10 protein-coding genes and 5 pseudogenes are annotated in these 11,070 nt (G+C 56.4%); 4 read left to right on the top strand and 11 right to left on the bottom strand.

Annotation, left to right across the window (positions count from 1 at the left end):
• Nucleotides 1–93: 93 nt before the first annotated feature.
• Nucleotides 94–1,032 (bottom strand): class I SAM-dependent methyltransferase, encoded by a 939-nt coding sequence (locus tag AB4Y34_RS39195; RefSeq protein WP_368719064.1) that lies wholly within the window; start codon nucleotides 1,030–1,032, stop codon nucleotides 94–96.
• The gene (locus AB4Y34_RS39190) at nucleotides 1,029–2,381 is read right to left on the bottom strand and encodes an STM4012 family radical SAM protein (protein WP_176370071.1); all 1,353 of its coding nucleotides are present in this window, start codon (nucleotides 2,379–2,381) and stop codon (nucleotides 1,029–1,031) included. Before AB4Y34_RS39190 ends, AB4Y34_RS39195 begins: the two co-directional genes overlap by 4 nt.
• Nucleotides 2,382–2,433: 52 nt before the next feature.
• Here AB4Y34_RS39190 and AB4Y34_RS39185 point away from each other — a divergent pair.
• Nucleotides 2,434–2,702, top strand: a pseudogene (locus AB4Y34_RS39185) (helix-turn-helix domain-containing protein); the annotation flags it as partial.
• A 449-nt stretch (nucleotides 2,703–3,151) separates the two neighbouring features.
• On the opposite strand, the pseudogene AB4Y34_RS39180 reads toward AB4Y34_RS39185, so the two are convergent.
• The 5 genes and pseudogenes from AB4Y34_RS39180 to AB4Y34_RS39160 all read right to left on the bottom strand — a co-directional run.
• A pseudogene (locus AB4Y34_RS39180) lies at nucleotides 3,152–3,355 on the bottom strand (transposase); the annotation flags it as partial.
• A gap of 58 nt (nucleotides 3,356–3,413) precedes the next feature.
• Nucleotides 3,414–4,709, bottom strand: coding sequence for a clostripain-related cysteine peptidase (locus AB4Y34_RS39175; protein WP_368719063.1), 1,296 nt, complete (start codon nucleotides 4,707–4,709; stop codon nucleotides 3,414–3,416).
• 774 nt (nucleotides 4,710–5,483) lie between these two features.
• A pseudogene (locus AB4Y34_RS39170) lies at nucleotides 5,484–5,760 on the bottom strand (DDE-type integrase/transposase/recombinase); the annotation flags it as partial.
• Between the two features lie 44 nt (nucleotides 5,761–5,804).
• Nucleotides 5,805–6,254 (bottom strand): transposase, encoded by a 450-nt coding sequence (locus AB4Y34_RS39165; protein ID WP_368719062.1) that lies wholly within the window; start codon nucleotides 6,252–6,254, stop codon nucleotides 5,805–5,807.
• Nucleotides 6,251–6,799: a transposase gene (locus AB4Y34_RS39160; protein WP_368719061.1), complete on the bottom strand. Its 549-nt coding sequence runs from the start codon at nucleotides 6,797–6,799 to the stop codon at nucleotides 6,251–6,253. Before AB4Y34_RS39160 ends, AB4Y34_RS39165 begins: the two co-directional genes overlap by 4 nt.
• Before the next feature lie 74 nt (nucleotides 6,800–6,873).
• Between AB4Y34_RS39160 and AB4Y34_RS39155 the strand changes: the two are divergent.
• The 3 genes and pseudogenes from AB4Y34_RS39155 to AB4Y34_RS39145 form a co-directional block, all read left to right on the top strand.
• Nucleotides 6,874–7,146, top strand: a pseudogene (locus AB4Y34_RS39155) (DDE-type integrase/transposase/recombinase); the annotation flags it as partial.
• A gap of 215 nt (nucleotides 7,147–7,361) precedes the next feature.
• Nucleotides 7,362–8,408, top strand: coding sequence for an adenosine deaminase (locus AB4Y34_RS39150; RefSeq protein WP_176370108.1), 1,047 nt, complete (start codon nucleotides 7,362–7,364; stop codon nucleotides 8,406–8,408).
• The gene (locus AB4Y34_RS39145; RefSeq protein ID WP_368719060.1) at nucleotides 8,405–9,004 is read left to right on the top strand and encodes a non-canonical purine NTP pyrophosphatase; all 600 of its coding nucleotides are present in this window, start codon (nucleotides 8,405–8,407) and stop codon (nucleotides 9,002–9,004) included. The genes AB4Y34_RS39150 and AB4Y34_RS39145 overlap by 4 nt, the downstream gene beginning before the upstream one ends.
• A gap of 278 nt (nucleotides 9,005–9,282) precedes the next feature.
• Here the strand turns inward: AB4Y34_RS39145 and AB4Y34_RS39140 are convergent.
• The 4 genes and pseudogenes from AB4Y34_RS39140 to AB4Y34_RS39125 form a co-directional block, all read right to left on the bottom strand.
• Nucleotides 9,283–9,796: pseudogene (locus AB4Y34_RS39140) on the bottom strand (IS66 family transposase zinc-finger binding domain-containing protein); the annotation flags it as partial.
• A gap of 90 nt (nucleotides 9,797–9,886) precedes the next feature.
• Nucleotides 9,887–10,240, bottom strand: coding sequence for an IS66 family insertion sequence element accessory protein TnpB (tnpB, locus tag AB4Y34_RS39135; protein WP_176370110.1), 354 nt, complete (start codon nucleotides 10,238–10,240; stop codon nucleotides 9,887–9,889).
• On the bottom strand, nucleotides 10,240–10,728 hold the full coding sequence (locus AB4Y34_RS39130; RefSeq protein ID WP_176370111.1) for a transposase: 489 nt from the start codon (nucleotides 10,726–10,728) through the stop codon (nucleotides 10,240–10,242). Before AB4Y34_RS39130 ends, tnpB begins: the two co-directional genes overlap by 1 nt.
• Nucleotides 10,729–10,845: 117 nt before the next feature.
• Nucleotides 10,846–11,070: transposase domain-containing protein (locus tag AB4Y34_RS39125; RefSeq protein ID WP_368719059.1), on the bottom strand; the 225-nt coding region annotated here is incomplete at its 5' end.

Below are 11,070 nucleotides of genomic sequence, written 5' to 3'. Positions count from 1 at the left end.
CAGGGGTTCCTGCATCTCATCCATTCCGCGCATCGCATCCGCTGCCAAAGATCATGAACACGATATCCATAACGCCCGTCCCTCAAACCCCGTCTACACGGGACCCAAATTCAACAGCCTGCTAGAGTTCCGCAACGAAACTGGTGACGTAAAATACTCGTATTTACCCGTCAAAATGCCCTGTGTGAATTGGAGTCCGTATTTCCCAAAAATCCAGTCTTCAACCACATAGTTGCCCGTCAGCTCCATAGGAGACGTCATGTTCCACCCTGGCATTTCAATCCGATTGACATGTCTCGGACGAACACCCATCGACTTGACTGCGGTAACATCGGCTCCAAGGGGTATGCTGTCGAACAAGATTAAAGGAAGATTGTCGCTGTTCGAAAGATCGACCTTCGTCAACGTGAACCGCTCGACCGAGTTTGCTTTTCTCGAGAGAAACTTCTCAACGGCATGCACATGCGTCGGAATACCCGGATGGCAATCCCACTTGGCGTAGAAATCGGAACGAAGAATCTGCCAGTCCGCATATTGCGAGTCGAGATCGCCTCGGTCAAACGAATTGGCATGTCGGCACTCGTGCGGAACTGGGTAGCGAGGAATTCCAATAATCGATGTGAAGTTGTGAAATCCGCCCGGCTTAGTCCGTAGCCTCATTTCCCGAAGCAAGGGAATCCACACCTCTTTCGTCACGAAATGTAACGACGAGTGCGCCATAACTAGATCATAATTTTCATCCGGTACGAAATCCTCGATCCGTTCCTCGATCACATCGATGTTCAATGAATAACGGTCAGCAATCGAACGAAGTTTCTTTACGGCGTTCGAGGAAAGTTCCAAGGCGGTCACCTTGTGTCCCCTGAGGGCAAGAAAGAGCGCATTTCTGCCTTCGCCACAGCCGATGTCTATAACAGTCGAGTTTCGTGGTAGAAACTGTTCAATTTCAAATACCTCTACACTCGGTCCGCCCATCGTCCAAACTTTCGCGTCCGAATAACCTTTCTCCCAAAATCGCTCACTGTTGTTCATCGTGGAACATACCTTTCTTCCAGGGTTTTCACATGGCTCGAGAAAAGATGGTGCGCGACCAAATTACTGTATTTGTAACCCTTCCTGGTCAATCGAATCTTGTCATTGGAGGGTGGCTCGATGCACCCCTCAGCCTCAAGTGCATCAATTACGTCCAAAAAATCAGAATACAGACTCCGGCCAAACTGTGATGAATAGTATGCCCGAGAAAGCTGGTTCAGCGTAAGGCTGAGGATGAAATATCTCAAGCGCTCTTCGTAAGCATCAAGAACAATCCCGTACCTGACCATGCTGTGTTCGGTGATTTCGAGGCTCAAATAATCTTCAATGGCCTTGCCGACCTCATTGAGGTCGACCGCGTAGTCGAAGCTGTAGTGGTATTTTCCGTTGTAGCTTCTTGCGCCTGCTCCAATTCCGATCATCGGAACGCCGAGAAAGTCGGAAGTCTCTTGGGCGTACGCGCTGCTATTTTCTGGCAGACGGGTGAACCTAGTGAAGGACTCCTGTCGGTATCCATTCATTTGCATGAACTCGACATTGCTATCGTAGATCGCATACGTGGTCTGGTCGTCGATGTATCGCTCCGGATGCAATCGCTGCTGCTTATAAATCGCTGTGAGAGGTCGGCTAATTGCAGGATACAGTGAGATAGTAAGTGGACCTGATGAAACGATGTGGCGGAGCGAATTTTGCCAGCTTTCGTAGGTCTGACCTGAAAGGCCGTAGATCAGATCCAGATTGAAATTTTCGAAACGCTTTCGGATATTTTCTACCGCGGAGATTGTTGTCGAAACCGGGTATGGGCGACCGCTGGCCTTCAGTTCAGCGGAATCCATAGTTTGGATACCCATACTGATTCGGTTCACGCCTTGGCTTTTCAAGAAATCGAGGAGTTCTTCGGACATCGAGTCGGGAGAACCTTCGACACATAGCTCAGCAGAGGACGCAATATTCGGGAATCCATGTTGAATCGATGAAAAAACCTGTCCGAATTGTTTTTCGTTTAGAATAGTCGCAGTTCCGCCACCAAAATACACAGATACAACTGTCTTCCTTCCCGTGTATTTCGCATAAAATTTGATTTGTTCACATATTTTATCAACATAATTTTGTATTATGTCCTCTGTGCCCTGGGTAGTTAGAAATAACGTACAATAAGTACATCTGTATCTGCAAAATGGTATATGGATATATATTGAAGCTGGCCCGCGATCACCGGTGTGCCATATTTCCGCAATGCCGATATTATGTAGACTTTTATACGACCTTTTCGAAGGGTAACTATATACATACGACTTTAAGTGATTGTTCCTTATAGAATGTCGAATTGAATCCGCGATTTGCTGCATGCTTTTCTCCTAGTCCATTGAACCAATGAAATTGCACTGATGCTAATAGTGCATGGGCAAAATGAATCTGAGTGAAACCGAGCGCGAAGAGCTGATGTCGATGCAGCGCAGCCGCACGATGGCGGTTGGCCAGGTAAGGCGTGCGCGGTTTCTTGCTGCTCTCCGAAGGAGCCTCGCGGGCGGCGATCATGGCCGAATTGCTGCGATTCGCGATTCATCACAACGTGGCAAACGCGTTTCACCAGTGAGCGCCTGGCTGGCCTTTACGGCAGACATCCAGGCCGGGCGCCGCGACCTGACCTCGCGGGCCTTGAAGCGAGAGATCGACAGATGCATCTTGCGCCACGGCGTGCGCGCGGCCTTCTGACCGTACTTTTCCTCGTACCACTGGCTCGCCCGCCCAAAGCTCTCCCAGTAGTCCTCCATATAGCCGGTGATCTGCCGCATCCCCCAGCCGAACAGCCGGTAGAAGGTAAAGATCAGCTCGATGTACGCCGTGGTGTAGGTCGGCTCACGCCCCGACACGCCAAGCGTACGGATCCTTGCGTTGATAAGCTGCGCCTTCAGATCGCCGCCCGGCACATACAGGCTGATCATGCCGCGCTTTCTCAGGCTCTGGTTATACGCCCGCGCGTTCGTCATCCGGTACCCCGGCTTCTTGCGCTTGCGCCGTTCACCCGTCTTTAGTCTGGCTTTATATGGCATTATTCAAGCTGGCTTCATGATGTTGCGCTTCTACACAACCCGCACCATCTTTGCAATACACCCATCCGGACAAAGCCCATGTACACCGTATGCCATCGGCCGAACTCTTTCGGCAAATCGCGCCAGGAGCATCCGGTCCGGCCGATCCAGAGGACAGCTTCGACAAACCAACGGTTGTCGGTCGCCGTGCGCCCAGGATCGCCTTCCTTGCCCGGCAAGACGGATTCGATTCGTGCCCATACTTCATCGCTCAATAACGTTCGAATCATCTTGGCCTGCTCGCGCAAAAGACAAAATGTAAACACATTTCATCGAATGTAAACAGCCCTAGAGCTTCAGCGGAATACCGAACACGCCGTGAAGAAACTTCGGCCAACCTGTCTCTTTGACGAACGCCATGGGCTTGAACACATTCGTCCTGTCATAACCGCTTGCATCGACCAGCAACTTGTAGTCCGTACCGCTCTTGGGAAAGAGGATCGATAGACCATTGTCACCGCAAGCCGTCGCGCTAGCCGAGCAGCCTGCGTAAAAATTGACGAGAACAGCCGCCCGGAGAGCGGTCCGCGCGCCGCTTGCGGAGGACGCCGTCATTGGATCGGTCAATTTGCCCGCGACAAGGTCGTCCAGCCACGCGGAGAGATCGACTGCGCCGACGGTCACGTCGCCGGAGTAGCGCAGAGGTGCGCGCGATTCGCGCGCAGCCGCAGCACTGTCGAACGACGGCTCTGACAATGAGGACACAGCGCCGCGACCGAACGGCGATGCCATTGGCACGAATGCGACCGGCGCGTTGGCCTCGATCGACGCGGCACTTCGATCTAGCCTCTCGACAATCTGGACGACCTTACCAAGATCGATTGCGGAAAGTGTCACGTGGCCCGACGGGTTAGCGGTATAGTAATTTGCGTAGTGTGCGGCAATCGATTTGGACAAATCGCTCCCGCTCATTGCCGGATTTTCGACGAGTTCGCCGAGGAACCCGTAGTCCCATCCCGCGCCCGGCTCCATTCCCTCGCTTCCAACCAAATAACTCGCTCGCGAGCGCAACTCGTATGCATTTTCTAGATTCGCCATTAGACAAGCATCAAAGCCAGCGACGTCGACGTTATAAAGTGCGTGTTGAGTTTCATCATCGAACGACACGGATCGCATCGGAGGCGACGACTTTCGGTTCGCGCGCCACCCCGCTCCGTGATCCCAAACAACCACCATATAGTGCTTCGCAGGATGGTACTTCTTTCCCCATGCGAGGAATTCACGAAATGCATCAAAGTCGCCCATGTCCGCATTCCGCACTAGCTGTGCTGGGTCCTGTACTGCGTTCGCCGCATCCGGAGTCATGCCTTTCTCGACAAAAAAGCGCTTCACGCCGCCCCAGCTACCGGGTTCATCGGGATCGCCGATTCGTCCGAACTCGACGGCAATGGCCACCTCGTCTGTACTTCCCGCGTTCGCGATCTGCCTCCAGTTTTGCAGAGCAAACGGTTCGAGATCGTTCTTCCCGTTCATGAAAATCAACACGCTCCACCTTGGCAACGGCGCGGGGGCAGCCACGGCTGCAGTCACCGTCATCGACAGTAGCAACACAAACGAGGCGATTGATACTAAAAATTTTTTCATTAGAAGGCGCGGGCAACCCCGGCTTCATGCCGGGGAGGGATAGCTCTCCGTGCACAGCACGGCCTTCGCCCGCCTCTTCTTTCGATAAAGCTATCATTGTGTAGCCCTAACCATTGCTACGTTGAACGAGCTGGCCGTAGCGTAGTGCAATGCCTTGCACTACGCCGCCTGCTGCCGCACACCCACTAATTTCTCTCTGGCTCTTTTGAAGTTTGAGTGGGTGGCACCCCTTGCGCGGTAGCGGAAGACTCGACTCTTCGGCGTGGATTTCCCCACCCCTAACCCCGCCCCAAGGCGTGGAAGTCCTTGCCGCCCGGACGAGCTCGGGAGCTAGGCGCCGCAAGGCTTTGCCTGGCCCCGAGCCGTCAAGCGTGGACTGGATTTGACCGCATCAAGGGCGCGCTCCGCCGGGCTTACGCCCGCCCTTGATGCGGCCAAATCCACCCACTCGAAATTCAAAAGAGGCTTCTCTCTTGACTATCACTTTTTGTGCCAAGTGTGCGTGAGGTGGTAAATCCCACGTCAGTTCGGTATTCCAGCGAGTCTTCCGATGCGGCCGCTTCAATGTTCTCAATGTCGCATTTGCGACAAATGCGACAGATCACCGCATGGCTGGACGCCTACACTGTCGCGAAGTCGCGCGACTATGGGCAGGCTGTCTCGGATTTACAGTGGCAGGGGGACGATGTCCTTGTCGCAAGGTACAGGGCGCCAGCTCGGGTTCTGTCGCAGTAAGAGCGAAAGGTCGGCCAAGACCGATATGGCATGGATTCCTTATACAGTCAGCGAATAGAACTGCTGTGCGGGAGTTTGCACCAACGCCGCAATCGTTCAATTGCCCCTTGACGATTAGGTGCATGATTTCGATGCCACCCAGGAGAATGCGGGCGCAACGAAATTTCTTGGACCCGAGCATCGGGCGGGTCCGGCGCTTGATCGCGCGGTGGTCCTGCTCGACGATGTTATTCAGATACTTCGGCTGACGAATCCTGATCGGCGTCTCGCGCCCGGCGTTGATAGCCTCAAGCGCAGCGAAATTCGCCCCACTCCTGGGCTTTGTCCGGATGGGTACGAGTTCCCGTGCCATGGACGCGACTATGCATTTTTGACGCAAACCGGTTTGCCGAAGGCGTTCCACCGGTTCAGCAGGTTGGCGATGATTACGCCTTCGCCTTCCTGCGACGCAAGCTCCTGCGTCAGCAGGCGCTCGCCGATGCAGCGCTTGATGCGCGAGATCTGTGCCTCGACCAGCGAGCGCACACCGTAGCCGTATTTCTTGTGAAATGCATAGATGCCTTTGTCCTCGATGTATCTGACGATCTGGTCATGCCGGCGGGTTCGCTCCTCGCCGCGTACGACAGCGTGAGCTGGCGGTGGGATGACGGGCGTCACGCCCGCGCCTGAAAGCGCTTCGGTACGCTCGATGCTGTAGTACGCGCCATCGGCAATCACCCGATCCATCGGCGCATCAGCGGGCAGCACGGCGTCCATTCCTTCGCGGTCCGATACTTCTGTAGTGGTGATGCGGATCGCGTGTACGTTCATGTCAGCGTCGATCGACAGATGCATCTTGCGCCACGGCGTGCGCGCGGCCTTCTGCCGTACTTTTCCTCGTACCACTGGCTCGCCCGCCCAAAGCTCAATCCCGTGCTGTCGACGATGAGACTAATCGTCTCGCCGCGCCCGAGACGCCGGGCCAGTTGTTCGCAACGCTGCGTGACGCTCACCTCCAGTGAAGCGAACCGTTCGGCCAGCTGACTGGCGCTGGGCACCAGGATGTCCAGCCCGCGAGTCTCCCAGTAGTCCTCCATATAGCCGGTGATCTGCCGCATCCCCCAGCCGAACAGCCGGTAGAAGGTAAAGATCAGCTCGATGTACGCCGTGGTGTAGGTCGGCTCACGCCCCGACACGCCCGGCGTACGGATCTTTGCGTTGATAAGCTGCGCCTTCAGATCGCCGCCCGGCACATACAGGCTGATCATGCTGCGCTTTCTCAGGCTCTGGTTATCCACCCGCGCGTTCGTCACCCGGTATCCCGGCTTCTTGCGCTTGCGCGGTTCACCCGTCTTTAGTCTGGCTTTATATGGCATTATTCAATGCTGGCTTCATGATGTTGCGCTTTTACACAACCCGTAGCATCTTTGCAATTCCCCCATCCGGACAAAGCCGATCGAATCTGGCTGCCTTGCAGGCGATCAACGCCCGGCGGGAGGTGCCGATCAGGGTCCGCCAGAAAAAGTATCTGAATAACATCATCGAACAGGATCATCGGGCGATCAAGCGCCGGACCCGACCGATGCCTGGGTTCGAGAAATTTCGTTGTGCCCGCATCCTGTTGGGCGGCATCGAAGTTATGCACATGATCGTCAAGGGGCAATTGAACGATGGCGGCGTTGGTCAAACTCCCGCACAGCAATTCTATTTGCTGGCTGGATAAGGAATCCATATCATATCGGACTTGGCCGACCTCTCGCTCTTACTGCGACAGAACCAGTTGAGCTGTTCCGTGGGCAATTCGATCTGCGCCGAACAGTTCTACGGCAGACCGGACGTTCTTAACGCGTCTCTGCGGAGGAGGCGTTACAATATGGGAACGCGCTAGAACGCACAGAAACGAGTAGGACTCTCGATAAGTAGATACAGGAACTACGATTGGATCAACGGCAGATTGACCTACCCGGGATGCTTGGCGATGCCCGCGACGCCAAGGAAGCGCACGAATACGGAAAGGGCGCGGACGTGCATAGCCGGGGGGAACTCCATATGCACATGAACGGCGCGATTCCAACGTCGACGATTCGAGAGATCTTGGCAGACGAAGCGACCGTGTTGCCAGCCGGATTCGAGTTTGAGCGAGACCTAGTTCGAGCGACACCCTGCCAGTCGCTGGCCGAATACCTAACGCCGTGGCAAGCTCTACGGCTCTTTCCAAGGAAGCGCGAGAATCTCGATCGCCTCACCTTTGCAGTTGTCGCGGGCCTGGCGGAAAACAACGTGCGCTTCGTCGAGCTCCGAAGCAGCGTTCTGTACCTTGCACAGCTTCAGAAGTGTTCGCCAGCACAGGCGCTCGAGCGCCTTATCGAATCGACCAGGGTGGCTGCACTGCGCCACGGTATCCGGCGCGGCCTGATTCTCACGGTGACGCGTGGCGACTACAGCGCGGTCAACCTATCCACCCTCCTGCAGGCCTACCAGGACCTTGGTGAGCCGAAGGACGTGATTGGGCTCGATCTTGCTGGCGATGAAGAAACGGCATATCCGAAAGAGTTGCCCTCACTCTTTCGGGAGGCCAAAGACAGGTTCGATCTCGGGATCACGATCCACGCCGGTGAAACAGGCCGCGTTGAGAACGTCCGGTCTGCCGTAGAACTGTTCGGCGCAGATCGAATTGGCCACGGAACAGCGGCTGGCAAAGATCCAGATGTGCTGGAGCTTCTTTCCGCGAGGGATATCTGCGTCGAGGTGTGTCCGATCAGCAATCGGCTTACTGGCGCAGTTCCTGCGAACGAGGCTCACCCGCTTCAACAGTTCTGGCGATATGGCGTGCCGTTTGTCATTTGCTCGGATAACCCCGCAATCCACCAGCGCGGCCTTGCGGATGACCAAGCCGCCGCGATGGCCGAAGGCCTGTCGATCGGTGACATGCGACAGCAGTACGAAGTAGCCAAACGCTATTCATTCATGAAGGATCTAATTTGAAAATCCGATTTATGTCGGGCAACGAGCACAAGATCACCGAAGTGCAGCGGATCCTTGCCCCCGTACGCGTGGACATCGTGCCGGTGTCGAGGAAAATCGAGGAGCTCCAGACAGAAGACTTCGAGAGTTTGGTGCGGGACAAGCTGACCAAGGCGTTCCAGTCCATCGGTCGCCCGTTGTTCGTCGAACATACAGGCTTGTACTTGAGCGGCCTCAATGGACTTCCCGCAGGTTTGACGCAGATATTCTGGGACAGGCTACAAGCGGATCGCTTCGCCAACCTCGTTACAGGGCTTGGCGACGCCAAGGTGACTGCCAAAACGATCCTTGGGTACTGCGACGGGCGCGAGATCCATATAATCGAAGGTGCGATCAACGGAACCGTACCTCGCAAACCTGCCGGTCCCACTCACTTCCAATGGGACTGTGTCTTCGTCCCGGATGGCAGCACACAGACGTTTGCGGAGATGGGGGCCGCCAAGGACGACATCTCCATGCGCCGCAAAGCACTGGATCTGTTTGCCGCCCACCTCAAATCTGCGAAGGGCACGAAACGAAAGACGAACTGCTTGATGCCCACCACACCGGCAAGCTGATGCTGTTTGCGGGGGCCGGGTGCCTGCCAACCTTGGTCTGCCGAATTGGGACGCGTTGATCGCGCACATCGCGAAAGAGCTTGGCTATGACCCGAAGATTTTCTCTACCTATGGCACTCACCTGGCCCTTGCGGAGTTCTACAAGAAGAAGGGCGGGCTCAGGGCCCTCTGCAGCTGGATGGTCCGTGAATGGCATAAGTCAACACGGACATTGAACCGCCCCGGGTTTCCCCTCAGGATTACCGACAAATTGTTCGTAATTCTGCGATGGGATGGCTTGTTGGACGGATCACCCATTGCGCGAGCGTGCCCCGACTCACTGGAATCTGCCAGCGGGCAAGTGCCGCCTGCATCCGGTACAGCGGCATGCCGTCGACGTATTTCGCGGTCGCCACCGTCGCGATCACCGAGGCGTCCGCATGGCTACCCGGAATCGGCTGCACTGGCATCGGGGCGAGCACGACCGGTGTATGTTCGGCGTGACGCTCGCAGTGTCGGCATGCGTACTTTGCGCGCGCGTTCTGGCGAACCGTCCACTTGACCTGGACGTGCAGCTGTTCACTGATATCCTCGCCGATGCGATGCATCGGATTGCCACAGCACGCGCAGCCTCGCTGGTCTTCCGGCAGATCGTAATCGACGCGTTCGCGCTTCAGGTACGCCGGCAACGGCTTGCGTCCGACCTTGCTCCGCTCAGGCTGGCTTCGTGTCGCCGGCCACGCGTTCTTCGAGATCGTGTATGTAGCCCTGGACGGCATGGGGTACGCGCTTGAGGTCGGGTGCATTCGTCATGCGCTACAGGATAGCGGAGCGCGGCGCGCTACAGGTTTACGTCAATCCGTAAAAGGCGCCTGTCGCGTTGCTGACCTGCAACGTGCCGGGCTAACCGGCGTGCTCGTAATGACGGACAGGATGACGGCGAAGCGCGTCGATATCGATGCCGTCCAACAGCCAGTGCAGCTGCTGCGTTGTCAGCTCGATCACTTCCTCATCGCGTCGCGGCCACACGAAACGGTCTTCCTCGAGCCGGCGCAGCAACAGCCAGAAGCCAGTGCGCTCGTACAGCAGGAGCTTGATCCTGTCACATTTACGATTGCGGACCGCGTAGACGGCGCCGGCAAGCGGGTCCAGCCGCATCGATTCCTCGACCAGAACAGCAAGGGTGTTGATGCCACACCGGAAATCAACCGGTTCGCGATACAGGTAGACGCGCAGGTCGTTGGCGAAGCGCAGCATCACCGGCTTCTCAACGCGTCAATCATCGTCGTGATCAATGCCGGATCCTGCCCGCTGCACTCAAATTCGAGACTCACCCCGTTGGGAAGTCGCGCCACCAGGCGCGACGGTGACGGTGGGCGCGGCGAACTTCGCACGACTTCGCGCGGCCTGAGCACCGGCGTCACGGCAGGCGACGAACGCAGATTTGCGCTTGCCGTCACAGCATCCGGTTCGGCTACCTCCACTACGGGTACGAATTCCGCCGAGCCCGTGCGGCTCGACTTCCGCGAGTCTATATGCATGAGCCGCCTGCGCTCCAGCATGATCCACTTGCGCAGCTGGTTGGCGTTCACGCCAGCCTTGAGCGCCAGGCCAGCCACCGATGCACCGGGTTTCTCGCACGCCTCGATCAGCCGTCGTTTCCCGTCGGGATCGAAGCAGCGCCTACCGCCTTCGTCGATGTGCGTGACTTTGAGAGGGAGAAAATCGAGTTCGTCTGAAGTCATGTTGCGTCCGCAAGTTGAGTGATTGCGGACGCAAGCTTGATCGTAAGCGATCTATTATCGACGTGCCTCTGCGAGTGGAGTTGAGGGCCATGAATCGCCGAGAGGCGTGGCGTGTGCTCAGTGCAGGGAAGCAGGCATTTTCCAGGGCATAAGCGCGTCGTCGTCGTCGACACTGGTCGCCAGAGGGATATGCCTGAACAGCCAGTGGAGGTAGCGGTACGGGTCGATTCGAGAGGCTTTGCAGGTTTCGACCAGAGAGTAAAGATTGGCGCTCGCAGTCGCGCCATCAACCGTGTCCGAGAACAGCCAGCCGCGGCGCCCAATTACAAACGGGCGGATCGA

Source organism: Paraburkholderia sp. BR10954, from assembly GCF_040965775.1.
GTDB lineage: Bacteria > Pseudomonadota > Gammaproteobacteria > Burkholderiales > Burkholderiaceae > Paraburkholderia > Paraburkholderia youngii.
The sequence above is the reverse complement of the archived record's forward strand: the minus strand, read 5'-3'. Positions and strand labels throughout refer to the sequence as shown.

Excerpts from the sequence above, each read along its gene's own strand:
- AB4Y34_RS39195 (WP_368719064.1), bottom strand. The coding sequence starts at position 1,032 with ATGAACAACAGTGAGCGATTTTGGGAGAAAGGTTATTCGGACGCGAAA.
- AB4Y34_RS39190 (WP_176370071.1), bottom strand. The coding sequence starts at position 2,381 with ATGCAGCAAATCGCGGATTCAATTCGACATTCTATAAGGAACAATCAC.
- AB4Y34_RS39175 (WP_368719063.1), bottom strand. The coding sequence starts at position 4,709 with ATGAAAAAATTTTTAGTATCAATCGCCTCGTTTGTGTTGCTACTGTCG.
- AB4Y34_RS39165 (WP_368719062.1), bottom strand. The coding sequence starts at position 6,254 with ATGAACGTACACGCGATCCGCATCACCACTACAGAAGTATCGGACCGC.
- AB4Y34_RS39160 (WP_368719061.1), bottom strand. The coding sequence starts at position 6,799 with ATGCCATATAAAGCCAGACTAAAGACGGGTGAACCGCGCAAGCGCAAG.
- tnpB (WP_176370110.1), bottom strand. The coding sequence starts at position 10,240 with ATGCTGCGCTTCGCCAACGACCTGCGCGTCTACCTGTATCGCGAACCG.
- AB4Y34_RS39130 (WP_176370111.1), bottom strand. The coding sequence starts at position 10,728 with ATGACTTCAGACGAACTCGATTTTCTCCCTCTCAAAGTCACGCACATC.